Source organism: Providencia sp. 2024EL-00732 (assembly GCF_044006275.1).
Taxonomy (GTDB): Bacteria; Pseudomonadota; Gammaproteobacteria; order Enterobacterales; family Enterobacteriaceae; genus Providencia; species Providencia huashanensis.
In genome coordinates this window covers 87,636-113,606 of sequence record NZ_JBIPDG010000011.1, presented here as the reverse complement: position 1 = coordinate 113,606, position 25,971 = coordinate 87,636, and the positions used below count along the sequence as shown (strand labels likewise).

Below are 25,971 nucleotides of genomic sequence, written 5' to 3'. Positions count from 1 at the left end.
TAAAAAACCGATTATTTAGCGTTACGAGCTTCGATAACAGCTTGTGCAACGTTGTTTGGTGCTTCATTGTACTTCAGGAACTCCATAGAGTATGAAGCACGACCTTGTGTCTGAGAACGCAGGTCAGTAGCATAACCGAACATTTCCGACAATGGTACTTGTGCACGAACGACTTTACCAGTAGGTAGGTCATCCATACCTTCAATCATACCACGACGACGGTTCAGGTCACCAATAACATCACCCATGTAGTCTTCTGGTGTTTCCACTTCGACTTTCATGATTGGCTCAAGCAGAACTGGTTTAGCTTTTTTGAAGCCATCTTTAAACGCGATTGATGCCGCAAGTTTAAACGCCAATTCAGAGGAGTCAACATCATGGTAAGAACCGAAATGTAGACGAACACCCATGTTAACCACAGGATAACCCGCTAATGGGCCAGATTTCAGCTGCTCTTGGATACCTTTGTCAACCGCAGGGATGTATTCAGTAGGAATTACACCACCTTTGATTTCGTTGACAAATTCGTAGTCCATTGGAGCACCGTCTTTATCGTTTTTGTCCAGTGGGAACATATCGATAACGACATGACCATACTGACCACGACCACCAGACTGTTTAGCGTGTTTACCTTCGATATCAGTCACTTTAGCAGTGATTGCTTCACGGTAAGCTACTTGAGGTTTACCAACGTTCGCTTCAACTTTAAATTCGCGACGCATACGGTCAACCAGAACGTCCAAGTGCAATTCACCCATACCAGCGATGATAGTCTGATTCGTCTCTTCATCACTTGATACGCGGAAAGATGGATCTTCTTGCGCCAAACGGCCCAATGCAATACCCATTTTTTCTTGGTCAGCTTTAGTTTTTGGTTCGATTGCAACAGAGATTACTGGCTCTGGGAATTCCATACGCTCTAGGATGATTGGTGCATCAATCGCACATAAAGTATCACCTGTAGTAACGTCTTTCAGACCGATAGCTGCCGCGATGTCACCAGCGCGAACTTCTTTAATCTCTTCACGTTTATTAGCGTGCATCTGTACGATACGGCCAAAACGCTCTTTTTTCGCTTTAACTGCGTTCAATACTGTGTCACCTGAGTTAACAACACCAGAGTAAACACGGAAGAACGTCAAGTTACCCACGAATGGGTCAGTTGCAATTTTAAATGCTAATGATGAGAATGGCTCATCATCACTTGCGTGACGCTCAGCTGGAGTGTCTTTACCGTCGTCCAGAATACCATTGATCGCAGGTACATCTGTTGGCGCAGGTAAGTAATCGATAACTGCATCCAGCATCGCCTGAACACCTTTGTTCTTAAATGCAGAACCACAGGTAACCAGGATAATTTCACTTGCAAGAACACGTTGACGTAATGCAGCTTTAATTTCTGCTTCAGTCAGTTCTTCACCGCCCAGATATTTTTCCATCAGTTCTTCTGATGCTTCTGCTGCGGTTTCGATTAGGTTGTTGTGCCACTCTTCAGCTGCTTCTTGCATGTTCGCAGGGATATCTTCGTATTCGAAGGTAACGCCTTGGTCTTCATCGCTCCACTTGATTGCTTTCATTTTCAGCAAGTCAATAACACCAGTGAACGACTCTTCTGCGCCGACTGGTAATTGCAGTGGAACTGCGTTAGCTGCTAAACGTGTTTTTAATTGCTCAACAACACGTAAGAAGTTCGCACCCATACGGTCCATTTTGTTAACGAACGCAATACGTGGAACTTTATATTTGTTAGCCTGACGCCATACAGTTTCAGACTGTGGCTGAACACCACCAACCGCACAGTAAACCATTACTGCGCCATCAAGAACACGCATAGAACGTTCTACTTCGATGGTGAAGTCAACGTGTCCTGGGGTGTCGATGATGTTAACACGGTGTGGCTCATACTGTTTTGCCATACCAGACCAGAATGCAGTAGTCGCAGCAGATGTGATAGTAATACCACGCTCTTGCTCCTGCTCCATCCAGTCCATTGTTGCAGAACCTTCGTGAGTCTCACCAATTTTATGGTTTACACCAGTATAGAACAGAATACGTTCAGAAGTTGTGGTTTTACCGGCGTCGATGTGTGCACTGATACCGATATTACGATAACGTGCTATGGGCGTTTGACGGGCCATTTTTTCCTCTCTCGTGGGCGTTCATTTCTTCATATAAAGGGTAGCAAAGGCTACCCTGAGATACAGCACTAAGGTCGATAAAAAATTACCAACGGTAGTGTGCGAACGCCTTGTTAGCTTCTGCCATACGGTGAACGTCTTCACGTTTCTTAACAGCGGAACCTTTGTTCTCAGCAGCATCTGATAATTCGTTTGCCAGGCGCAGAGCCATAGATTTATCACCGCGTTTACGAGCAGCATCAACGATCCAACGCATTGCCAGGGCATTACGACGAACCGGGCGAACTTCAACTGGAACTTGGTAAGTTGAACCACCAACACGGCGGGATTTAACTTCCACAGTCGGACGCACGTTATCCAGTGCTAATTCGAATGCATCAAGTTCAGTTTTACCAGAACGCTGAGCAAGGGTCTCAAGTGCGTTATATACGATTGCTTCAGCAGTAGATTTTTTCCCGTCTACCATCAGGATATTTACAAATTTGGCCAGTAATTCTGATCCGAACTTAGGATCTGGAAGAATTTTACGTTGACCTATTACGCGACGACGTGGCATGGATATGACTCCGTTGTTAATTCAGGTTTGTCCAAAACTCTACGAGTTTATTTTGACATTAAGATTAAAAATGTTTGGCCTTACTTAACGGATATCCATTAAGCCTTAGGCTTTTTAGCGCCGTACTTAGAACGTGCTTGTTTGCGGTCTTTAACACCAGAACAGTCCAGTGCTCCGCGAACGGTGTGATAACGCACACCTGGCAAGTCTTTAACACGACCACCACGGATAAGAATTACGGAGTGTTCCTGCAAGTTGTGGCCTTCACCACCAATGTAGGAAGAAACTTCATAACCATTAGTTAAACGAACACGGCATACTTTACGTAATGCTGAGTTTGGTTTTTTAGGAGTAGTAGTATATACACGTGTACATACACCACGTTTTTGCGGGCAAGCTTCCAGTGCTGGAACGTTGCTTTTCACAACTTTCGAGCTACGGGATTTGCGTACCAGCTGATTAATAGTTGCCATTATTAAAAAAGCTCCTGGTTTTTTTGCTTCGTAAACACGGATTTCGACCTCGTTCGCCAACATGACGATACACGAGGACGCGAAATTTTATTGCTGACTGGCTCAGGTGTCAAGAAATATACAACTTTTAGTGCCTTTATATGGCAAAATGTTGTTTTTGGACTTCTGTTAGCTTCACAAAACCTTGATAAGTGATTACAGAAACTGCGTTTGAGAGGGAATTTTGTAACCCCCGCGCGTTGATGTCTACATCTAATGCATACAACTGAGCCCCTGTTTTTTGCAATGCATCAAGGTAAGGCGACTGCTGTACCGCGACAACCACGCCATCTTGCATCAGTAAAACTACGTCTTTATCAGTAATTAAACGTAACACTGCCGAAAAATCACAACTAAACGGAGATGTTGCTAATGTATACAGCATAGAAAAGATCCTATCATAGATCAAAAACCACACAAAAGATTAAAATCTAAGCACCACATCGCATTCCGCAATTTTCTTGCGAATCTCTTCAACGCCAAGGATCTTAGGCGGGACTACCCATTCATGATGTTCATCCAACCCTCTTTCTTGCATAGAAGCGCGGCAAAGATAAATATTTTCAATATCATACAGCGGTAAAATTTTAAACGTAGCGATGTAATCTCGGGCCAGAACTTTGCTAGGTTGTTGTTTTGCAAGAAGCTGAAAAATACCATCAGAAATAAAAAATACATTAATGTCTTCTGTCAGCGCTGAAGTCGCCAATAAGGCATCTAACCCTTCTCGGCCACTTGCATTTCCATGAGGCATAGTTGTAAAGACAAAGGCAATTTTTTTCACACAATACCTTAGTGTTGGGCTGTTCTTAGAATTGGACTGTTCTGTCTGTGGTCATCATAGCCTCAGCTAAGCTCCCTAAGCCGCTCATGATGAAGCCATTTGCAAGATTAGCGACGGGCAGCGTTAAATTTTGCGCTTGTTCTTGGTCAACGATACCCCGTCGTAATGCGGCAGAAACACAAATGTGCATTTCACACCCTGATTGCTCTGCCAGTTCCTGCCATGCTGCAACTAAATTAAATTCATCCGTTGCAGGCGAGGTCAACAAATTAGCATTGGTCACCCCTTCCCGATAAAAAAATAGGGTTTTCAATTGGTGCCCTTCTGCAAGAAGGGCTTTCGCAAATTGGAACGCACTTGTGGCTTGTTGCGTTCCATAAGCCGGACCAGTAACTAATAAACAGTAACTTAATGAATTTACGTGACTCATTCACCGCTCTTGAATTGACGAATATATAAATAAACTGTGTGTTTAGAAATATTCAGGCGATCAGCAACTTGGTTTATCGCGTCTTTGATATCGAAAATCCCTTTTTCATAAAGGTTAAGTACTACCTGCTTGTTTTTCGCATTATTCGAAACATTACGGTCATTACCGACTTCTTCGATAGTATATTCCAGTGTTTGTGCAACAAGATCGTCAACAGAAGATGCAAAGTTAACATCTGAAGTGACTTCTTGTTTTGTTTCTGGAACAAACGATTGAATAATTTCAGAGAATGGCACATCCAAGTTCATATTAATACATAGCAAGCCAATAACACGCTGCTTACGATTACGGATAGCAATCGTCACTGATTTCATTAAATCGCCACTTTTGGCTTTCGTAAAATAAGCCTTGGAAGCGTTGGATTCTTCATCTGCCATATCATGCAACATGCGCAGTGCGAGATCCGTTATCGGCGAGCCAATTTTACGACCAGTGTGTTGCCCATTCGCTATTCTCACTGCTGAACAGTTTAGGTCTTCCAAAGAATGAAGAACAATTTCGCAGTGCCCACCAATTAACATTGCTAAGCCATCAACCGCCGCTTCATATGATTTTAAGATTTCGTGGTCGGTCTCAGTAAACGGCTGGTTATCCAGTATATTGATATCGCTGAGGTCGTGTGACTGTAAAGAATCTGACATTTTCAACATCATCCTTCTAAATGTAAAAATTCATCCCGTTGACTAATAAGGCATTCATTATTCGACTAATTTACCTTAATTATACGACTTGTAATCAACAATTATGATGATAAAAAATAAAATAGAGTCTTGTGAAGTTAAAACTCCAAGACGTTGCCGTCAAGCGAATGAATGCAAGACAGTCTGTTTTATCACAAGTTTTAAACAATTTGAGAATTTTTTTACAGAAAATTCATCAAGGTTAGTCTCTTTCGTCACCACCATGGTGTGACGTATCGACAACTTACTCATTAACCGGGAGTACCTCGACTTAGCAAGATCTATAACAGAGTAAATTTAGTTTTTTCGTTATTCATATAAATGGGACTATTCGCGATAGTGATTTATTATTAATAATATATGTAAAACCAACTCATAATTATTAATTAAATAATAAAGGTATAATTATTTACAATTTTACTTAGCTGAAATAACATCAAAAACTCACCATTATAATTAAAAAGCAATTTCACTAAAAAATTTTATTAATTCGTAAGGTTTCTTATACCAAAATACAAATCTATAGTTCTAACTATTTACTTTCTAATAGTTTCATTCAATGAAATATATGACTTATTACTGTTAATCACCGGCATTGTAACAGTGTACATCGATGAACTGACTATCTATTCAATAGCCTTTACTTTACTAATTATGGTAATGCGCTCACTGTTACTTACCTCTGTTCTAAATTATTCATTACATATCAAATCCATAATTAAACGTATTTTTATGTTAGCTATTTCATTAGTATTAATCGTTGATGCGATTAACCTTTTTGTTTTTTATTTATCAGATATTGACATTTCATATTTTACGCCTTTCCATATCATTAGAAACTCACCTAAAACATTTATATTTTTAACCGTATTATCTACTGTATTTTCTTTATTTTTAAATAAGGAGCTACCATGGCAGAAAACAAAGATATCTTATAGATGCCAATGAGTCGCCGTAGAGATAATTAAAATGCTTTATACAAAAAAAACCCAAGACCTGACGCCTTGGGCTCTTGAAACAAACTTTATTTGCGCTTATTTAGCCGCTGGTTTGATATCTAATAATTCAACATCAAAGACTAAAGTTGAGTTTGCAGGGATACCCGGAACGCCGTTTTCGCCATACGCTAAATCAGCAGGGATCACTAACTGCATTTTACCGCCTTTTTTCAGGTTAACTAGACCTTCAGTCCAGCCTTTAATGACTGAGTTTAAAGGAATAGTCAGTGGCTCATTACGTGTGTATGAGCTGTCAAATTCAGTACCATCAATCAGAGAACCTTTGTAGTGAACAACAACGGTTTCGTCTGCTTTAGGTTTTGCACCTGTACCTTCTTTTTCAATTTTGTACAGTAAGCCAGACTTAGTTTTTACTACGCCTTTTTCTTTCGCATATTTTTCGCGGTACTCAGCACCTTTTTTCTCATTGCTTGCTGATTCTTCTTTCATTTTTTTGTCGGCAGCTTCTTTGACTTGCCCTTCAAATTGACGCAGTGTTTCTTCAACCTCTGCATCCGTCATTTTGCTTTTGCCATTGAAAGCATCTTGAACACCCGCCAGTAATTGAGCGTTATCCAAGTTAATACCAATGGTTTTTTGTTCTTCTAAAGAATTCTGCATGTAGCGGCCTAATGAAGCACCTAATGCATACGCATTACGCTCTTCTGCGTTTTTGAATGCGCTGCTTTGTGCTTTGGCTTCCGCTGCCATCACCTGTGGAGCAGCGAAAGTAAATGCTAGCGTAGTTGCTAAAAGGCTTGCCTTAAACAGTGATTTCATCCTAATCTCCGATAACTTTTATTCGAGTATGTTCGAATAGCGAACTATTCGTTTTTATGTTTATTGATAATCAACTTTTAACTTTAGAAACTGATTACCAATTAGTATAGAAAAAAATAAGAATTTCTTAGACTACATTAACAAAAAGAGGTTTCATCGCCTACATCTTTAACTAAAACTTATCTATGGATTTGTAATGTTCGGTTATTATGATGGTTTAATTATGACAAATACACCTAAGGAGAGTCGAAGATGGGCTCATCTGATACATTAGAACAACGTTTAGAACTTTTAGAAAGCAAAGTCGCCTTTCAAGAATTGGCGATTGAACAACTCAACCAGGTTATCACCGACCAACAAATGCAACTTAACCGTATGCAAGAGCATTTACGCATTGTGACGGAAAGGCTGAAATCTTCGCAAGATAGCCATTTAGCAAGGCCAGAAGAAGAAACACCCCCGCCTCATTATTAATGAGGCCACAAAAAAGGAAGCTTTCGCTTCCTTCTAATACTTAGCTATTGCTAGTTATTAATGGCAACCGCAGCCGCCTTGTTTGTGACCATGGCCTTCACCGCCGCCACAACAACCGCCTTCTGAGCCGTGGCTATGACCGCCACCGCCACAGCAACCACCTTCGTGGTCGTGGTCATGGTCGTGACCGCCTGCACCATGAACGTGCCCATGTGCAATTTCTTCTTCTGTTGCTTCACGAATAGCCATGACTTCAACATTAAATTTCAAGTTTTGGCCTGCTAACATGTGGTTACCATCAACGATAACTTCATCACCTTCAATACCGGTGATTTCAACAGGAACTGGGCCCATGTCAGTGTCAGCTAAGAAACGCATACCCACTTCTAGCTCATCAACGCCCATGAATACATCTTTAGGAACGCGTTGAACTAAGTTGTCATCGTATTGACCATATGCATCGTCTGAAGCAACTTCAACATCAAAGTTTTCACCGACAGCACGGCCTTCTAATGCTTTTTCTAGACCTGAAATTAAAGACCCACGGCCATGCAAATAGTCCATTGGCGCGCTTGCTGGGGACTCATCAACTAAAACACCGTCTTCTGTTCTTACTTGATAAGCCAAGCTGACCACCAAGTCTTTTGCTACTTTCATGACATCTCCTACTACCCATATGGGGAAAATTTTTCTGCCAATTGTACCGAAAAACTATAGTGATGTATTGAGAATTGACAAAATTCTCTCATTCAGGTGTAAAAATCCCTATAACTTGCTCTTTTTCCCTAATATGCCCAGTTGTTTCATCCCCAGCTTGACGCTGCTGATCGCCACAATTGACACATTCAACTACATCAATTTTATCTTCACGCCACATCATTAACGTGTCTTGTGACTTACATTTAGGGCAAATTGCACCTGCAATAAACCGTTTACGTGTTGACGACATGTTGGTTTCCTTTATTCATCTTTATTCCAGCCATGTGGCTGGCGATGCTCTCTAAGCATTTCTTTTTCAAACAGCTCATTTAACTCGCGCCTTGCCTCTTTGACACGAGAAACTTGGCCGCTATCCCCTTCATTTTCAGGAATAATCTCTCTAAGCACACGCATATCTAGACGGCGGAAATGTTGTTTAGCTCGGTATGCTTTATGTGGATGCATACCGGTACTAATTAATGCCTTACTCCCCAATTCTAATGCGCTAGAGAAGGTTTCTCGACTAAAGTCAGTGACACCACTTTGCAATAATTCGTGTGCCTCTACACGGCCTTTCGCGCGTGCGATGATATGTAAATTAGGGAAATTCTCTTGGCATAAATGTACAATTTCCATAACTTCTTCGGGCACATCACTAGTGATCACAATTGCCTTCGCTTTTTCTGCTCCCGCTGAGCGCAATAATTGTAGCTCACGCGCATCCCCATAATAAACAGTATAGCCATAGCGCCGCATTGTACCTATCGCTGTAACATCCTGTTCAAGTACGGTAATTTTGACTTTATTGGCCATTAATAGGCGGCCTACCACTTGCCCCATACGACCAAAACCAACCAAAATAACATGAGGGTCGTTATCTTCAACAAATGGTTTTTCACTTGACGTTGGTTGCCGATTATAGCGGTAGTTCAGATAAGCATCTATCAACTGCATCACAAGTGGTGTTGTCATCATAGAAAGGGTGACGACCACCAATAAGAGGTCCATTTGGCGCTCGTCAATCACACTTGCACCAGATGCGGTTGCGTAAATGACAAAAGCAAATTCCCCGCCTTGACTTAAAACACCAGAAAATTGTGCTCTAGCACCATTCCTAAGCCTTGCTGCATGGCTCAGGCCATAAAGGACAAGGGCTTTTACCGCGACAAGAATGACCACAGCAACCAAAACTTGTGGTAAATACGCCCAGAGTATTTGTAAATTTAGTGACATCCCAACTGAGATAAAAAATAACCCCAGCAATAGCCCTTTGAATGGCTCAATATTAATTTCGAGTTCATGGCGAAATTCTGTTTCTGCTAGCATCACACCTGCCATAAACGTCCCTAATGCCATAGAGAACCCAAGGCTTTCCATTATTAATGCAGACCCTAACACTACCAATAGTGCTGCAGCTGTAAAAATTTCATGTACGCCTGATTTCGCCGCTAATTTAAACATTGGGCGTAACAAGTAACGCCCCACCACCCATAAACCGGCAAATGCGATAACTTTTAAGCCAATCTTTTGCCAATCACTTGTGGCTGAATCCCCAGCTAATAAGGGGATCAATGCCATAATGGGGATCACCGCCATATCTTGGAATAACAACACAGAAAAACCAAGCTGCCCGCTTTCTTTGTTGGACATGCCTTTTTCATTCATGAGTTGCAAAGCCATAGCGGTTGAAGACATTGCCATCCCCAGCCCACCAACCACAGCAGCTTGCCAAGAAAACTTCGCTAAAAATAACAGTGATGCCATTATTGCCGCAGTAACAACCACCTGCACGGTTCCTACACCAAAAATAGAGCGCCTAAGTTCCCACAGTTTAGATGGTTTTAACTCTAAACCAATTAAGAACATTAGGAATACCACCCCCATTTCAGAGAAATGTAAAATGTCATCGACGTTATGAATAAAGCCCAAAACAAATGGCCCAATCATAATCCCCGCGAGTAAATACCCAAGCACCGCCCCTAAACGGATTTTTTGTGCAATAGGTACCATCACCACACCGGCACATAAAAAAATAATGACAGATTCAAATAGCCCCAATTCTGACATTAGGAGAGCCCTCCCGCGCTTAGCGGTTGTTGTATCCATTGACGGTAGTCATCAATCAGCTGTTGAAACCGCTCAGTGGGCTGCCGACGTGCTGCATAAATAATGATAGGTTCCAACCATTGCATATCACACATCAATGCGGTCAATTCAAATGGTCGAAGTATTTCGTTAAGTGGGTAATGATTATAGCCGTCATGTTGATATGCATGAATGGGTTCGCCTGTCGTGATCACAGAACGCCAGTATTTCCCTTTCAGTTTTTGATAACCCATCTCCGTTGCAAAACGGCGCGTTAAAACACGGTCAAACCATTCTTTCAACAACGCAGGGCAACTATAAGTATAGAGAGGGTGTTGAAAAACAATGATATCGTGCTGGCACAGTAATTCTTGTTCCGCAGTTACATCAATAAAATAATCAGGATAGGTTGCGTATAAATCATGGACTGTCACATGTTCAAAACCACACACCACACTAAGTAATGCCTTGTTAGCAATAGACTCATCAGGGTCTGGGTGAGCGTAGATCACCAGTACTTTAGGTGTATTTGACATCTTTCCCTCCTCAAAGGCGTGTCAGACGGAACATTTTCCGTTACCATGCAGCCTGCTATACTCGTCATACTTCACGCTGCTGTGTTGTTGACTACGCGCATTCGCACTAGTCACCTACTTAAATAGGCTCCTAGCGACTCATTTGTTTGTCGCCTAACAGCACCGTGAATTATTTAGAGTATATACGTTGATAATTTAACATATTTTTAATAGACGGTTGCTATGATTGTTTTCTCTTCACTCCAAATTCGCCGAGGTGTTCGTGTCCTACTGGATAACGCCACTGCGACGATTAACCCTGGCCAAAAAGTTGGTTTAGTGGGTAAAAACGGCTGCGGTAAATCGACCCTTCTAGCACTATTAAAAGGCGAATTACAAGCTGAAGCAGGTTCTGCAACCTTCCCAAGTAATTGGTCCATGGCATGGGTCAACCAAGAAACCCCTGCCCTTGATGTCCCTGCCCTTGAGTATGTGATTGACGGTGACCGTGAGTTCCGTGCTCTAGAACAAAAGCTACAACAAGCCAATGAAAAAAATGATGGCCATGCCATTGCGGTTATCCATGGGCAACTCGATGCAATTGATGCATGGACAATCCGTTCTCGCGCCTCCAGCTTGCTACACGGCTTAGGCTTTAGCCAAGCGCAATTAGACTCACCAGTGAAATCTTTTTCTGGTGGGTGGCGTATGCGTTTGAACCTCGCTCAGGCTCTACTTTGCCGTTCTGACCTATTACTACTCGATGAACCAACTAACCACCTTGATTTAGATGCGGTTATTTGGTTAGAAAAGTGGCTTAAAGGCTACCAAGGTACATTAATTTTAATTTCCCATGATAGGGATTTCCTTGATCCAATTATTGATAAAGTCCTGCATATAGAACAAGAAAGCCTGTTCGAATACACGGGCAACTATTCTTCTTTTGAGCGCCAACGTGCAACTAAATTAGCACAACAACAAGCGTTGTATGAAAGCCAACAAGCAAAAGCCGCTCATTTACAAAGCTATATTGACCGTTTTAGAGTGCAAGCGACAAAGGCCAAGCAAGCGCAAAGCCGTATTAAGATGTTAGAAAAAATGGAAATGGTGGCGCCCGCTCATGTGGATAACCCGTTCCATTTTTCATTCCGCAAACCTGAAAGCTTACCTAACCCATTATTAAAAATGGAAAAAGTCAGTGCGGGTTATGGCGAAAAAGTCATTTTGCAATCGATAAAATTGAATTTAGTGCCTGGTTCACGTATTGGTTTATTAGGCCGTAATGGTGCTGGTAAATCCACCTTAATTAAAATGCTAGCTGGCGATTTACCACCATTACAAGGGGAGATCTCCCTCGCTAAAGGTATTAAGTTAGGTTACTTTGCTCAGCATCAATTAGAGTATCTACATCCTGAAGAATCGCCCTTGCAGCATCTAGCTCGTTTGGCTCCTGAGCAAACTGAGCAGCAGTTACGCGACTATTTAGGCGGTTTTGGCTTTAAGGGTGACCAAGTGACAGACCCTAGTGGCCGTTTCTCTGGCGGTGAAAAAGCACGCTTAGTCTTAGCGTTGATTGTTTGGCAGCGCCCGAATCTGTTGTTACTCGATGAACCAACCAACCACTTGGATTTAGACATGCGCCAAGCGTTGACAGAAGCCTTAATGGCATTTGAAGGGGCTTTAGTGGTGGTTTCCCATGATAGGCATTTATTGCGCTCAACTACCGATGAGCTGTATTTAGTTCACGGCGGCGCGGTCGAGCAATTTGATGGTGATTTAGAAGATTACCAACAATGGCTTGCCGAGCAAAACAAGCTGGAACTACAGCAAGTCCGAGATCAACAAGAAAAAGATAAGCCTGCGGCAACTTCAACAGTCACCGCCCAAGATAGAAAAGACCAAAAGCGCCGCGAAGCAGAGTTCCGTCAACTGACTCAGCCAATCCGTAAAAAAATCACGGAATTGGAAAAGCGGATGGATAAACATTCCAACGCCCTGAGTGAGCTAGAGGCAAAACTTTCTGATGCAGCTATCTATGAACAAGATAAAAAAGCCGATTTGGCAGAATGTTTGAAAAAGCAGACTGAGCACAAATCAGCACTTGAAGACGTTGAAATGGAATGGATGGAGCTGCAAGAACAGTTAGAAGCCATGACCAGTGAGTTTGAAATAAATTAGTTATAAAACATCACAATTCCTTAAAATCACGAAAAGCTATCTTTGATAGCTTTTCGTTTTTATCATAGTTGAATCTTATCCTTTCACACACATCACATAATACTGCCCATCGATAATTTCAGTCCCTTCGGTTTCGTGTTCAAAACCGGGGAACTCACTGTCCCACGCTTGCAAGCTATGCAAGTAACCGATATGTGGACTATTTTTATCACCGAAGCTTTCACCTGATAACAACATTGGGATACCCGGTGGATACGGAATTATTGAGTTAGCAGCAATGCGCCCTGCCAGTTTATCAAGGGGCACCGCTTCAACACGGTTAGCGACAATCTCTTGGTACGCATCCCTTGGGCTCATCATTACTTCAGGCAGTTGCTCATAAGCTTGGTTCAGTTGCCCTCCGGGGTTATTTTTTTGCAGATAAGTGAACATTTTATCACCTAAGTCACGTAACCCCATATGACCATAAATCTCAGGAGCGGTTTCCACCACTTCCGGTAATACCTTCTTCAGCCCAGTATTATTGTCATAGTGGCGTTTAAAAGACAGCAGCGCATTGACCAAAGTCCCCCACTTCCCTTTGGTGATCCCCATAGAAAACAAGAACATAATCTGGAAGTCAGTGGTGCGGGTCGGCACAATACCATAATGATTTAGCCACGCGGTCACTAGTGCCGCGGGTACACCTGTACCCAGCAGTTTGCCATCCTCCCCCATTCCCGGTGACAAAATACTGACTTTAATTGGGTCAAGCATCGCCCAGTTTTCAGGGATATCCTTAAAACCGTGCCATTTATCTTCAGGATTCATTACCCAGCAGCTTTGCTCTTTCATCAACAATTCAACAGGGGCTTCTTCAAAGGCATAACCTTTACCTGTTGCAGGGTCTTTCACCATTTCCTGATTCCATGGTTTAAAGAACCATTCATCATCGTTAAGAAACTCTTTATACAAGTAACCTAATGATTGGCGAAAATCGATAGCTTCACGAATAACTTCATCTGTCAAAGAACGCCCACTATTACCATCCATCATATCTGCTGCGATATCATTCGAGGCACAAATCGCATACAGCGGTGAGGTGGTGGCATGCATATGATAAGCCTGATTAAAGCGATTGAAATCAATAGCATTACGGCCATTTCGGATATGAATAAATGAGGCTTGGGAAAGCGCGTTAAGTAATTTATGAGTGGAGTGTGTAGCAAAGATGGTCGGTTCATCGCCATTTCGTGGTTCATCCCGCATGGCAAAATGGCCATGATAAATTGGGTTAAAACGTGCATAACCGTACCATGCCTCATCGAAATGGATTCTATCTAAGGATTTATCGAGTAAATCTTGCACCTTACGTGCATGGTAGCAAACACCGTCATAGGTGCAATTGGTTACCACGCTATAAGCTGGGCGTTTGCCGATTTTATCCGATGTTAGTGGATTTTGAGCGATTTTTTCAGTGATCGCTTCCGGCGTCATCTCTGTCGGGTAAATTGGCCCAATAATTCCGTAGCGGTTACGACTCGGGGTCATGTATACGGGCTTAGCTCCGGTAAGGATCAGCCCTTGTTCGATAGATTTATGGCAATTCCGGTCGATTACCACCACATCTTCATCAGTCATACAGGCTTGCATAATGGTTCGATTGGAGCCCGAGGTTCCCACAACCACGGAATAAGACTGGTCAGCCCCGAAAATACGCGCTGCATTTTTTTCGCACTCACCAAAAGCACCGGTATGATCCAGTAAAGAGCCTACTGCGACGCGTTCAATACCAATATCAGTACGAAATAAATTTTCACCAAAAAAATCATGATAAATGCGGCCCGCAGGGGTTTTGGTAAAACCAACGCCACCTTGGTGACCCGGTGCTGCCCACGAGTATTCATGTACATCGCTATATTTAATTAAGCTTTTCATCAGTGGCGGCAATAATTGCGCACGATAACGAATAATAGCGGCGAGGACGCGCCCTGCGATAAAATCAGCTGAATCTTCTAAAATCCATGCAAACTCATCGACTTGTTCCATCATTTTTCGGTCAAATGCCGTTAAAGCTTCTTCGCGATCACTCAATAAAAAAACGGGGACATCTTCTTGGCGGCGATGAAGTTGAGTAATTAATTGATGTGCTTGTGTTTGTTCTTGTTTGTCGGACATATCACGCCCATATAACAAACAATCAATGCTGGTATTCGAGCGAATGTATGCCATTCCATCTTCAAAATCGCGGATAATCACGGTCTCTACGTGTTCATCATTAAGCTCACTAGCAAGCCTTGCTACGGCATGGCTGATAACGGAATCTTCGTCGGTTAACTCAGTATAAACAATGAGTGCTCTCATCAATAATTCCTCTTAAACTAGTTAAAATTAAAATACTTATATCGTTAGTCTTAACGTAAATAAGGATTTTTTGCAAAGTTATCGATGAGCCCGTTCTTCCTTTTCAACGCTATTCATCTAATTTATTAATAACAACTCTTGCATTCATTACTAGCGATTTTGCTTTGGCTTCTCGCCTTTGTAATAGCGCCATAAAGATTAAATCGGTCAGCGTATTCTGAGCGGTTCTCGATGAAATAGAAGAACTACGCCATTCATCTTCTTCTGCGACACTTTCAAGAATGTAATCAGAAATTTGTGCAAGAGGTGAATGCCGGTCCCGGGTAATGGCAACCACACAGGCTCCTTGTTTACGTGCAATATTAGCCGCTGTTAGCATGTCTTTGCGCTTACCTGTAAAAGAGATAACTATCTGTATGTCATTGGCATTAAGTGTTAAAGCGGCGGCAATTTGCACATGATGGTCGGATTCGACGAGTGTCGTAATACCTATTTTTTGTAACTTGTAGCTCAAGTCCTTTGCCGTCAGCCCTGACCCACCAATGCCAACAATTTGTACTCGCTGAGATTGGTCTATTCGTTCGACAATTTTTTCAAATTGCTTGAAATCAATTAATTTTGTTGTTTCCGTGATGGAATGGTTCTTTTCCATCGCTAATTTTTGAGCTACCACCATCAAGTTATCATTCGGTGCAATACGGTTATGCAAAGCCACGTGAGGGGCACTTTCATTAAGCTGTTGACGCCCAATAATCTCACTTAATGCCAGTTTTAGCGCTGGGTAGCCTTTTACCCCAACTTTTTGACTAAACTTAACAATAGCTGATTGGCTCACATCTAAGATTTCTGCCAATTGTTGAGAAGATAAGTTCAGTACGTTTTCCGGATTTTCAATAATAAATTGTGCAATTTTACGTTGATTTTCGGCTAATCGCGGTAATGAATAAGTAATGATATCCAATAATGTCATGACAACCTCAGCTGATAATCGCTATATCAGGGTTCATAAAAATAAAATAATAATAAATTATTCCTCTTTTAATTCGCTGATGAATCAAAAATAATAACTATAATTCAATCGCATACAATTTAAAGCCATTTAAAAAATAACAAAATATTCTTTTATATTCGCAAGTTAGAATAGATAACACCGTGATTCCAATCACACCATTGGAATAAATAATTCCTTAATATTAATCCAATTATGGATTTAGGAGCAATTTTTTATGGCTATCGATTTAAGCAAAATGGTAACGGAAAGCCGCAATGCGGCGAGTACGCATATTGACCAACTACCGACCTTGCAAATGCTGCAAGTGATTAACAACGAAGACAAACAAGTCCCTTTGGCAGTCGAGAAAGTTCTTCCTGAAATTGCACAATTGGTTGATAAGGTCGCAGACGCATTTCTAAACGGCGGGCGGTTAATTTACTCGGGAGCAGGAACATCAGGGCGTTTAGGAATACTTGATGCCAGCGAGTGCCCACCAACGTACGGTACCCCCCATGAGCAAGTCGTTGGGCTTATTGCAGGCGGTCACCAAGCGATTTTCCGTGCCGTTGAAAATGCAGAAGATAAACCCGAATTAGGTGAGCAAGACCTGAAAAATATTCAATTTAATGAAAAAGATATACTCGTTGGTATTGCTGCGAGTGGGCGTACCCCATATGTGTTAGGTGCGTTAGCCTATGCAAACAAGATTGGTGCAACCACAGCTGCCATCAGCTGTAACCCAAATAGCCCTATCGCTAATGCAGCAGATATCGCTATCACCCCTGTTGTGGGCGCAGAAGTGGTCACAGGCTCTTCACGCATGAAAGCGGGAACCGCTCAGAAATTAGTGCTGAATATGATCACTACTGGTGCGATGATCCGCATTGGAAAAGTATTTGGTAATTTGATGGTCGATGTAGAAGCCACCAATGCCAAATTAATTGAAAGGCAAACGAAGATTGTCATGGAGGCAACAGACTGCGACCGAGCAACCGCAGAAACCGCGCTTCAACAATGTGATAGGCACTGTAAAACGGCCATTTTGATGGTGTTAACCGGCCTGAATGCCGATGATGCACGTCAACTACTCTCGGACAATCATGGTTTTATTCGTACAGCACTCAATATGGCACCTTCCGCCTAATTCGCGGATTTTAATGAGATAAATGGTATGGCTAAAATAACAATAGAAATGATGCAGCAGATCCTGCAACAGGTTGGGGGTCGTCGCAATATTAAATTAGCGGGTAACTGTATGACCCGTTTACGACTCACACTCAATAATGATCAATTAGTCGATAAAGCCGCACTAAAACAAATCGCAGGTGTGCTTGGCGTTATCGAAAGTGATGAACAACTGCAAATTGTTCTGGGCCCCGGTAAAGCCCAAACTGCCGCGGACTTAATGAACCAAATGCTAGAAGATGCTGAAGATGATATCGACGAGTCTTCTCATCAGACCCAAGACCTTAACCAAATTGCTTCTGCTAATAAACAGCAGTTAAAAAAGAAACAAACTAGCGCAGTACACCGCTTTCTCTCAAAATTCGCCACCATATTTACCCCATTGATTCCAGGATTCATCGGAGCGGGTCTTTTGATGGGGATAGCCTCATTGCTTGGGTTGTTAGTCGCCAATGAAAACTTATTTCCACCGGACTCCCAACAGTTGGGCTGGTTAAAAAGTGCCATTGCCTATCTCGCGATATTCGGCAAAGGTTTATTTACCTTTATGGGACTATTAATTGGCTATAATGCCCAAAAAGCCTTTGGAGGTAGTGGCGTTAATGGTGCCATTATTGCCGCTTTATTTATTTTAGGTTACGACCCAGAAGCAACAAAAGGCTTTTATTCGGGGATGTCAAACTTCTTCGGCTGGCACATTGACCCTCGAGGCAACATCATTGGAATTTTAATTGCCTGTATTTTTGGGGCATGGGTTGAAAAACAAGTTCGCAAAATTATCCCATCCAGCCTTGATATTATTTTAACCTCAACCATAACTCTGTTAATTGTGGGCGCAGCAACCTTTATCTTTATCATGCCGATTGGTGTTTGGCTGTTTGATGGAATGTCTTGGTTATTCATGCACTTAAATGGCAATCCTATTGGAACAGCTATTTTGGCTGGGGTGTTCTTAATCGCCGTGATGTTTGGTGTTCATCAAGGGTTTATTCCTGTCTACGTTGCCCTCGTTGATGCACAAGGGTTTAACTCACTATTTCCGATATTGGCAATGGCGGGTGCTGGTCAAGTGGGTGCAGCCCTCGCCTTGTATGTGAAAGCGAAAAAAGGTTCAGTCACCCGTGGGCAAATTGGTGGCGCCCTGTTCCCCGGTTTCTTAGGGATCGGTGAGCCGCTGATTTATGGTGTCACACTCCCGCGCGTCAAACCGTTTGTCACCGCCTGTTTAGGTGGCGCAGCTGGTGGTTTCTTTATCGGGGCCGTCGCGTGGATGGGGTTACCTGTCGGTTTAAATACTGTGTTTGGGCCATCTGGGTTAATTGCCATTCCATTAATGACATCCGGTCAAGGTGTCCTCGCCGGGATGGCTGTGTACGCGGGGGGAGTATTGGTTTCCTATGTGTGCGGCTTCCTATTTACCTACCTGTTTGGTAGTAAAGGCGTAGATTTAAGTTAATCATGCCCTAAACAAAAAGCAGCTCTTAGGGCTGCTTTTTTCAATCAATAAAAAACGCTATTCCAACCAAATCAATGGGACACACAGCGCAGTTAGCAGCCCCATCGCTAAATTAAAGATAAACCAAGCTTGGCGACTACGTAAAAATAAGCTAATCAATGAGCCAAAGCCCATCCAAATCAAACCTGCCACTAAGTTGACGATTACAAATGCCACGCTCATGACTAAAATAGATTGGCTGAATAACTCACCAGGCAGGCTAAAGCCACCAACTGCCCCTAGCCCCATCATCCAAGCTTTAGGGTTTAGAAATTGTAATAAGCCCCCCTGATACCATGTTACGCTTTTCCCCACTTCGCTATCCGTCTTAATTGGTGCATAATTAGCTGTTGCTGTTTTCCATGCCAACCAGAGAAGATACACACTGCCCACCACTTTTAAGGCAATATGAATCGCAGGATAGAGCAATAAAAGTGCAGCAATACCAAATGCTGAGAGGTAAAGTATCGATTGCATACCTAGCATAATACCTAAGCATAATGTAATCGCATGACGAAAACCGTAGTTTGCCGCACTTGATGTTAGCAACATATTATTAGGGCCGGGTGTGACTGCTGCAATGAATAGAAATGTAAAAAGAGAAAAGATCAGCCCCAGTGTCATTTACAATTTAATCCTCAAACCCAAATTTGTTTACTTGCATCACAAAAAAATAACAGTATGTTATGTGACTCACAAGAGCTCCTATTAAATAAAAATAAGGTTATGTCTGAAAACTTTCGTCCAATCAGTTGGGCTAAAAATCCACACCTCCAAACTCTACTGCCTAGGATTTTTCGTAGAACCCCGAAAATTAAACCTATTTGGCAGCGACTTGAATTGCCTGACGGTGATTTTATTGATCTCGCATGGAGTGAAAAACCTGAGCTTGCGGCTCATAAACCACGCTTAGTCATTTTTCATGGGTTAGAAGGTAATTTTAAGAGCCCTTACGCTCATGGAATGTTAGAAACAGCGGAAAAACACGACTGGCTAGGCGTTGTCATGCACTTTCGTGGGTGTAGCGGCGAACCCAATCGCCAACAGCGTATTTATCATTCAGGTGAAACCGATGATGCTCGCTACTTCTTACGCTGGTTAAAACAAACTTTTGGTGATACGCCAACGGCTGCTGTGGGGTATTCCCTTGGTGGGAATATGTTGGCTTGTTACTTGGCTGAAAGTGGTCAAAATGCGGATTTAGATGCGGGAGTGGTTGTATCTGCCCCATTAATGTTAGAGGCTTGCTCCCTACGAATGGAAAAAGGCATTTCCCAGTTTTATCAGCGCTATTTATTAAATGGCTTAAAACGTAACGCAACTCGTAAACTCGTACGCTATCCTGGGTCATTACCACTGAATTTATTGCAGCTTAAGCAAGTTAAACGCATTCGTGATTTTGATGATGTTATCACTGCACGTATCCACGGTTTTGATGATGCCTCAGATTACTATCAGAAATGCAGTGCATTACCTAAATTGGCTCACATTACTAAACCAACATTAATTATTCACGCCAAAGATGATCCATTTATGGCTCCTGAGGTTGTTCCTGATTTATCTTTTCTTCCCCATAATGTGGAATATCAAATGACAGAACATGGCGGGCACGTTGGTTTTGTCAGCGGGACCTTTAGAAAACCGCAAATGTGGCTAGAAACTCGAATTCCGCAATGGTTAACCCCTTATTTAAATAAGGAAAACCCATGATTATCCCTTGGCGTGAGTTATCTCCAGAAGCACTGGAAAGCCTCATCGAAAGCTATGTTTTACGAGAAGGAACTGACTATGGGGCACATGAGAAAAGCTTACAAGACAAAGTTAATGATGTGAAACGGCAGTTAGTTTCTGGCGAAATTGTGCTAGTCTGGTCTGAATTGCATGAGTCGGTTAATTTCATGCCTAAAACCCGCTAACCCGCTTTGTTCGCTATTTTGCCATAGTGGACATAAGCGCAACACAGGGAGTTCGCTATGTCCAAAAAACATCCGATTATTGCTATCACCGGTTCCAGTGGTGCAGGTACGACCTCAACTAGCCAAGCATTCCGTAAAGTTTTCCACCAACTCAATATCCAACCAGCTACATTAGAAGGGGACAGCTTTCATCGTTACACGCGGCCTGAAATGGACATGGCTATCCGCAAGGCGAGAGAACAAGGTCGGCATATCAGTTATTTTGGTCCTGAAGCGAATGACTTTGCTTTGCTAGAACAAACTTTAATTGATTATGCAAAAACAGGTTGTGGACAATCACGAAAATACCTACATACCTATGATGAAGCGGTTCCGTACGGTCTACAACCAGGTACTTTTACACCTTGGGAACCACTCCCTGAAAAAACTGATGTGTTATTCTACGAGGGTCTGCATGGTGGGGTTGTTACACCTGAGCATAATGTAGCGCAACATGTTGATTTACTTGTTGGCGTTGTCCCGATTGTCAATCTTGAATGGATTCAAAAGTTGGTTCGTGATACGACCGAAAGGGGCCATTCCCGTGAAGCGGTTATGGACTCTGTTGTGCGTTCAATGGGGGACTATATCAACTACATTACCCCTCAGTTTTCGCGTACTCATATCAATTTCCAACGAGTTCCGACTGTAGACACTTCCAACCCATTTTCAGCCAAAACTATCCCTTCACAAGATGAAAGTTTTATTGTGATCCGCTTTAGAGGGCTCGAACACATCGATTTCCCCTATTTGCTTTCAATGATCTGCGGTTCTTTTATTTCGGCTATGAATACCATTGTCGTACCCGGAGGAAAACTCGGTCTAGCAATGGAATTGATCATGATGCCATTAGTTGAAAAGTTAATTAATCAGAAAAACAGTTAAATTATATCTCAAATAATAAGTAAGACGCTTACCATTAATTAAGGTAAGCATCTTTTTATTAAAATTTTAATATAAAAAATAAATTTATTTTTAATTTTTTATTTCAAAGCTATGAGTGACTTCAACCGTTTTTTCTAGCATCAGTGCCACTGAGCAATATTTTTCAGCCGAGAGCTGAACAGCTCTTTCAACCGTTTTTTCCGTTAATTCATTTCCTGTTACGATAAAATGCAAATGTATTTTAACAAAATAACGTGGAGCTTCTTCACGGCGCTGCGATGTTAATTTAACTTCACAATCAGTAATATCATTTCGCCCTTTTTGTAAAATTGAAACGACATCTATTGCACTACATCCACCTGCCGCCATTAGCACCATTTCCATTGGGCTAGGTGCTTTATCACCTGCATTACCATCCATCATGACTTGATGCCCTGAAGCTGACTCACCTAGAAAGGAAAGTCCTTCTACCCATTTTACTCTTGCTTCCATTTTATTCCCCTTGAAATGAAATCGGTTTAAAGGCTACATTGTTCCATAGATATAATGAATGTTATATCAGCTTTATTAGGCTGAAGCGATACAGGGGAGACTTTCTTCATTGGATATGCTACAAACAATACTTAGTTGATAGGACTAAGATCAAAACTCAGCGGTTTAATTGATTATATTATAGTGTTGATATCAATTTGTTTACCCTAGCCTATCGAATGCGCTGAAGTTATTCAGCTCTTCACATTATTTAGGGTATATAAGGCAAATTAATATGCTAAGCTAGTGACTTTAAAGCCAGCCTTTCTGGTAAGCTTTTCCGGATGGCTGCAATAACATACAGAGGATAACGCTAATGGTTCTCGGCAAGCCACAAACAGACCCTACTCTTGAATGGTTTTTGTCACACTGCCATATTCATAAGTATCCATCCAAGAGCACACTGATCCATCAGGGTGAGAAAGCAGAAACCCTTTACTATATCGTTAAAGGTTCAGTGGCTGTTTTAATTAAAGATGAAGAAGGCAAAGAAATGATCCTCTCTTACCTGAATCAAGGGGATTTCATTGGTGAACTGGGGTTATTTGAAGAAGGGCAAGAACGTACTGCGTGGGTGAGAGCTAAAATCGCTTGCGAAGTTGCTGAAATTTCTTACAAAAAATTCCGTCAATTGATTCAGGTTAACCCTGATATTTTAATGCGTCTCTCAGCGCAAATGGCCAGTCGTTTACAAACAACATCCGAAAAAGTCGGCAACCTTGCCTTCTTAGATGTCACAGGCCGTATCGCTCAAACCCTATTGAATCTAGCGAAACAACCTGACGCAATGACCCACCCAGACGGTATGCAAATCAAAATTACCCGTCAGGAAATTGGCCAAATTGTCGGTTGTTCCCGTGAAACTGTTGGCCGTATTTTAAAAATGCTGGAAGATCAAAACTTGATCTCTGCACACGGTAAAACCATCGTTGTTTACGGTACACGTTAATTAACCTTTCAGCCTCGCTCTCTTGGCGAGGCATGCAATTTAAAATAGCTTTATATCGTCGATATAAGGCTATTTCAGTTTAATTATAGCAACATATTTATATGCTTATATTAATGAGTATCGTTTCTTTATATTTTATCTATTTAGCTCTCTATAAAATAATAATCATAATATTAAGTAGGGTTATATTTATGAAAATTACACTTAGCAATTTGTCAGGCCATTCCGAAATTTTTAAAAACATTAGCAATTCCGATGATTTTATAAAGAAAATCTTTGCTGTGACTGCATCATCGAGAAAAGAGCCCTTATCCACTCAGCAACAATCTAAACTATCAGATGCTTATAGCCTAGAAAGCATTGACTCAGCTTATGAAAGTGATTCAGAAAGTATAAATAATACTAAATTATTGAGCGCTGACGAATTTAAGCATAAAGTTAATCAATTGAAAGTCCGCTTGTATAAATTTTATGCATCTACTTTTTATAATGAACAAGATGCAGACTCACTAATAACAGAAAACCAGACAGTTTTTGAGGATTTTAATAGTGCTGATAAAGAAATTCATAAATATGCTGATTTTTTGTATCGGTACGTTAAAACTCCAGGGATTAACATCAAAAACTCAGAAATAAAAAACGAAATCATAAAAAATCACCATCATCCTAAGCAACTAGGAAATAAAAATAGCACTAAAACCCCTTTAATAACCAGAACAAACAAAAAAAATACCAATAATATTGATTTACCTTTGGAACCAATGAAACAAAAAACAAAGAATTCCTCTCAGAAAAAGTTTAAATATGTGCACTATAAAGTCGCTGATAATAATCAAGATAATTCCAAATACATTCCTCTACCTAAAAGCACTTTTGAATTCAAGGGAAATATACAACAAACAAAAACTTCAGTATTAAGAACACAATATATCATGCAACATTACAAACTATCTAACAAATCTATGCCATTAGACTATAAACCACGAAAAAATCACTTTAATAGAAATGTTAATTCAATTAAAACCGCTGACTTAATAAAAATAAGCAATAGCATTGAAAAAGAAAAAAGACTAACCATGGAAATGAAGGCACTTAAAGATAATATATTTGAAATACAAAACCAAATTCATATTAACGATAACTTATTGAAAGAATTAAAAAAACAAACCATTAAATAAAAAATCTCTATTTTATATAAGATCATTATTAATTCAAATGATTAATAATACATTATTAGTAAAATCATAATGCCATAAGATAAAATCAATGCATTGAATAAATTAATTATTTCAATATTAAGCATGAATATTTACTTAGCAAATTACTTTTTTAATATTAATATAGGATATGACTATGAAAACCACCCCCCTAGATACCACCATAACTAGCTCACTATACAGAAAAAACTCATCAACTGGGGCTAAGAAAGAAACACCCACTATTACACAAAAAATTAAAAATTTGAAAATAAATAATCCATTCTCATTTTTTCATTTTAACAAAAAAAATACGGAATCAAAATTCTATATTAGCTTACCAGAAGCTGGTTCAAAGGGAAGTGATTTAAATTTACTTAATAAATTAAACTCAAACAAAAAAACAATTTCTTCCCTTGAAAATAAGCTTATAGATAATTCATTTAATATCCCACAATTCATTAAGGATTTAAAAAATAAAACAGAAAACTCCATTGATAATTTACTAGGTAAGAATGATTTTTTTAGCGAAATTCCAGCTACAGATAAAATCATAGCGAAACAAAATGAAACAATAGGCTATCTTAAACATTACCTAGATTTATTAGACAAAAATAAAAAATTGACCAATAAAAGCGAAGAGCTAAAAAACGAAATTGATGATCTGAAATCAGCCATAAGATATGAATCAAAAACAAGAGGAATTGCATACTTAAAAAAAGAAAGTAAATACTTAGTGTCATTAGAAAAAGAAATACCAATGGAAAATAACATAGAAGGAAAAAATAAAAAAATCGAAAAATTAATTAAAATACAAAACTCAGTAAAAATTTTATTGAGTAATGAATTAAAAGATATAAAAAATAAAGTTCACAATATTACATTGGATAAAAATGCTCTAGAAAAAAATATTTTAGCTCTGAAAAAACCGATAATATGTGAATCTTTCATTACCTACGATGAAGATAATACACCTATTTACCACAATGAGTCTCACGACTTTGATTTTGATGACCTATTTGAAAAAAAATTAGAAACTGAAAACACAAAAGATAACAGAATTATTAAAAACTTAATATTAGAAAATGACTTGTTATATAATTCAATTGAAGTGTTAGATAATGATAACCTTGATTATAGAGGTTTAGTCCAAGACTTAAGAATTGATAATAATAATAAAAATCATGAAATTAGAGCACTACAGGAAAAGCTTGCCAACAAAGCGCTATCTATGGCCTCAATTAGTCTCACCTCGTTATCTTCTGGCTACCATTCCGATAATGAAGACAATAACCTTACATCAGATGTTAAGGTTAGTGAGGAAAAAATAGCTCAAAAAGAAGAGACACTAAAAAATAAATATCCTTTAGCCAATAATAAAGGAGTAAAAAAATATTTATATACACATAAAGTTCAATGCCTAGCTGCTGGAATACCAATTAGTAGTTCAAAAGAGCAATTACAAGCACGATTGAAGGCAATAAAAATACAATTACCAACTCAGTAAATGCTATAAAAATTAAACTTTCAATAAGTTGCAGAAATCATT

At 40.5% G+C, this 25,971-nt stretch carries 26 protein-coding genes; 10 read left to right on the top strand and 16 right to left on the bottom strand.

What is annotated here, in order from left to right:
- Positions 1 to 11: 11 nt before the first annotated feature.
- From fusA to fkpA, 8 genes are all read right to left on the bottom strand, one after another.
- Positions 12 to 2,138 (bottom strand): elongation factor G, encoded by a 2,127-nt coding sequence (gene fusA, locus ACHB7C_RS16410; protein ID WP_042847580.1) that lies wholly within the window; start codon positions 2,136 to 2,138, stop codon positions 12 to 14.
- A gap of 85 nt (positions 2,139 to 2,223) precedes the next feature.
- Complete coding sequence (gene rpsG / locus ACHB7C_RS16405) at positions 2,224 to 2,694, bottom strand: 30S ribosomal protein S7 (RefSeq protein WP_004262486.1); 471 nt, start codon at positions 2,692 to 2,694, stop codon at positions 2,224 to 2,226.
- 98 nt (positions 2,695 to 2,792) lie between these two features.
- Positions 2,793 to 3,167 carry a 30S ribosomal protein S12 gene (gene rpsL / locus ACHB7C_RS16400; RefSeq protein ID WP_004923923.1) on the bottom strand — a complete coding sequence of 125 codons (375 nt, stop codon included), beginning with the start codon at positions 3,165 to 3,167 and terminating at the stop codon, positions 2,793 to 2,795.
- A gap of 136 nt (positions 3,168 to 3,303) precedes the next feature.
- Positions 3,304 to 3,591, bottom strand: a complete 288-nt coding sequence (tusB, locus tag ACHB7C_RS16395) for a sulfurtransferase complex subunit TusB (protein WP_042847582.1) — start codon at positions 3,589 to 3,591, stop codon at positions 3,304 to 3,306.
- Between the two features lie 39 nt (positions 3,592 to 3,630).
- Complete coding sequence (tusC, locus tag ACHB7C_RS16390) at positions 3,631 to 3,960, bottom strand: sulfurtransferase complex subunit TusC (RefSeq protein ID WP_208292484.1); 330 nt, start codon at positions 3,958 to 3,960, stop codon at positions 3,631 to 3,633.
- A gap of 55 nt (positions 3,961 to 4,015) precedes the next feature.
- Positions 4,016 to 4,420, bottom strand: coding sequence for a sulfurtransferase complex subunit TusD (gene tusD / locus ACHB7C_RS16385; RefSeq protein WP_042847585.1), 405 nt, complete (start codon positions 4,418 to 4,420; stop codon positions 4,016 to 4,018).
- Entirely contained in the window at positions 4,417 to 5,121 is a 705-nt protein-coding gene (locus ACHB7C_RS16380) for a transcriptional regulator (RefSeq protein ID WP_042847586.1), read from the bottom strand. The genes tusD and ACHB7C_RS16380 overlap by 4 nt, the downstream gene beginning before the upstream one ends.
- A 1,073-nt stretch (positions 5,122 to 6,194) precedes the next feature.
- The gene (gene fkpA, locus ACHB7C_RS16375) at positions 6,195 to 6,938 is read right to left on the bottom strand and encodes an FKBP-type peptidyl-prolyl cis-trans isomerase (RefSeq protein WP_042847796.1); all 744 of its coding nucleotides are present in this window, start codon (positions 6,936 to 6,938) and stop codon (positions 6,195 to 6,197) included.
- Between the two features lie 252 nt (positions 6,939 to 7,190).
- On the opposite strand from fkpA, the gene ACHB7C_RS16370 reads away from it, so the two are divergent.
- Positions 7,191 to 7,412: a SlyX family protein gene (locus tag ACHB7C_RS16370; RefSeq protein WP_042847589.1), complete on the top strand. Its 222-nt coding sequence runs from the start codon at positions 7,191 to 7,193 to the stop codon at positions 7,410 to 7,412.
- Positions 7,413 to 7,469: 57 nt separating this feature from the next.
- On the opposite strand, the gene slyD is transcribed toward ACHB7C_RS16370, so the two are convergent.
- From slyD to kefG, 4 genes are all read right to left on the bottom strand, one after another.
- Complete coding sequence (gene slyD / locus ACHB7C_RS16365; RefSeq protein WP_042847590.1) at positions 7,470 to 8,069, bottom strand: peptidylprolyl isomerase; 600 nt, start codon at positions 8,067 to 8,069, stop codon at positions 7,470 to 7,472.
- Positions 8,070 to 8,157: 88 nt separating this feature from the next.
- Entirely contained in the window at positions 8,158 to 8,361 is a 204-nt protein-coding gene (locus ACHB7C_RS16360) for a YheV family putative zinc ribbon protein (RefSeq protein ID WP_042847592.1), read from the bottom strand.
- Positions 8,362 to 8,372: 11 nt separating this feature from the next.
- Positions 8,373 to 10,178, bottom strand: a complete 1,806-nt coding sequence (gene kefB, locus ACHB7C_RS16355; RefSeq protein WP_042847594.1) for a glutathione-regulated potassium-efflux system protein KefB — start codon at positions 10,176 to 10,178, stop codon at positions 8,373 to 8,375.
- Positions 10,178 to 10,732: a glutathione-regulated potassium-efflux system ancillary protein KefG gene (kefG, locus tag ACHB7C_RS16350; RefSeq protein WP_042847597.1), complete on the bottom strand. Its 555-nt coding sequence runs from the start codon at positions 10,730 to 10,732 to the stop codon at positions 10,178 to 10,180. Before kefG ends, kefB begins: the two co-directional genes overlap by 1 nt.
- 222 nt (positions 10,733 to 10,954) lie before the next feature.
- Between kefG and ACHB7C_RS16345 the strand changes: the two genes are divergently transcribed.
- Positions 10,955 to 12,889, top strand: coding sequence for an ABC transporter ATP-binding protein (locus tag ACHB7C_RS16345; protein ID WP_395347899.1), 1,935 nt, complete (start codon positions 10,955 to 10,957; stop codon positions 12,887 to 12,889).
- A gap of 75 nt (positions 12,890 to 12,964) precedes the next feature.
- On the opposite strand, the gene adiA is transcribed toward ACHB7C_RS16345, so the two are convergent.
- Both adiA and ACHB7C_RS16335 read right to left on the bottom strand, forming a co-directional pair.
- Positions 12,965 to 15,232 (bottom strand): arginine decarboxylase, encoded by a 2,268-nt coding sequence (adiA, locus tag ACHB7C_RS16340; protein WP_048605411.1) that lies wholly within the window; start codon positions 15,230 to 15,232, stop codon positions 12,965 to 12,967.
- 109 nt (positions 15,233 to 15,341) lie between these two features.
- Positions 15,342 to 16,202: a MurR/RpiR family transcriptional regulator gene (locus ACHB7C_RS16335; protein WP_042847601.1), complete on the bottom strand. Its 861-nt coding sequence runs from the start codon at positions 16,200 to 16,202 to the stop codon at positions 15,342 to 15,344.
- A 256-nt stretch (positions 16,203 to 16,458) separates the two neighbouring features.
- On the opposite strand from ACHB7C_RS16335, the gene murQ reads away from it, so the two are divergent.
- Positions 16,459 to 17,370: an N-acetylmuramic acid 6-phosphate etherase gene (gene murQ / locus ACHB7C_RS16330; protein WP_042847603.1), complete on the top strand. Its 912-nt coding sequence runs from the start codon at positions 16,459 to 16,461 to the stop codon at positions 17,368 to 17,370.
- A gap of 27 nt (positions 17,371 to 17,397) precedes the next feature.
- Positions 17,398 to 18,867 (top strand): PTS N-acetylmuramic acid transporter subunit IIBC, encoded by a 1,470-nt coding sequence (gene murP, locus ACHB7C_RS16325; RefSeq protein ID WP_042847605.1) that lies wholly within the window; start codon positions 17,398 to 17,400, stop codon positions 18,865 to 18,867.
- Positions 18,868 to 18,924: 57 nt separating this feature from the next.
- Here the strand turns inward: murP and ACHB7C_RS16320 are convergent, their stop codons facing one another.
- Positions 18,925 to 19,530, bottom strand: coding sequence for a LysE family translocator (locus tag ACHB7C_RS16320; RefSeq protein ID WP_048605414.1), 606 nt, complete (start codon positions 19,528 to 19,530; stop codon positions 18,925 to 18,927).
- 102 nt (positions 19,531 to 19,632) lie between these two features.
- Here ACHB7C_RS16320 and ACHB7C_RS16315 point away from each other — a divergent pair, with 102 nt between their 5' ends.
- The 3 genes from ACHB7C_RS16315 to ACHB7C_RS16305 are packed head-to-tail and all read left to right on the top strand — an operon-like array spanning position 19,633 to position 21,746.
- Complete coding sequence (locus tag ACHB7C_RS16315) at positions 19,633 to 20,616, top strand: hydrolase (protein ID WP_042847799.1); 984 nt, start codon at positions 19,633 to 19,635, stop codon at positions 20,614 to 20,616.
- Entirely contained in the window at positions 20,613 to 20,822 is a 210-nt protein-coding gene (locus ACHB7C_RS16310; protein WP_034783253.1) for a YheU family protein, read from the top strand. The genes ACHB7C_RS16315 and ACHB7C_RS16310 overlap by 4 nt, the downstream gene beginning before the upstream one ends.
- Before the next feature lie 57 nt (positions 20,823 to 20,879).
- Complete coding sequence (locus ACHB7C_RS16305; RefSeq protein ID WP_042847611.1) at positions 20,880 to 21,746, top strand: phosphoribulokinase; 867 nt, start codon at positions 20,880 to 20,882, stop codon at positions 21,744 to 21,746.
- Between the two features lie 90 nt (positions 21,747 to 21,836).
- Here ACHB7C_RS16305 and ACHB7C_RS16300 read toward each other — a convergent pair whose 3' ends face one another.
- On the bottom strand, positions 21,837 to 22,238 hold the full coding sequence (locus ACHB7C_RS16300) for an OsmC family protein (protein ID WP_042847613.1): 402 nt from the start codon (positions 22,236 to 22,238) through the stop codon (positions 21,837 to 21,839).
- 355 nt (positions 22,239 to 22,593) lie between these two features.
- Between ACHB7C_RS16300 and crp the strand changes: the two genes are divergently transcribed.
- The 3 genes from crp (at position 22,594) to ACHB7C_RS16285 (ending at position 25,929) form a co-directional block, all read left to right on the top strand.
- The gene (gene crp / locus ACHB7C_RS16295) at positions 22,594 to 23,226 is read left to right on the top strand and encodes a cAMP-activated global transcriptional regulator CRP (protein WP_004262556.1); all 633 of its coding nucleotides are present in this window, start codon (positions 22,594 to 22,596) and stop codon (positions 23,224 to 23,226) included.
- 191 nt (positions 23,227 to 23,417) lie between these two features.
- Positions 23,418 to 24,404 (top strand): hypothetical protein, encoded by a 987-nt coding sequence (locus ACHB7C_RS16290; protein WP_395347894.1) that lies wholly within the window; start codon positions 23,418 to 23,420, stop codon positions 24,402 to 24,404.
- A 175-nt stretch (positions 24,405 to 24,579) separates the two neighbouring features.
- The gene (locus ACHB7C_RS16285; RefSeq protein ID WP_395347892.1) at positions 24,580 to 25,929 is read left to right on the top strand and encodes a hypothetical protein; all 1,350 of its coding nucleotides are present in this window, start codon (positions 24,580 to 24,582) and stop codon (positions 25,927 to 25,929) included.
- Positions 25,930 to 25,971: the final 42 nt, after the last annotated feature.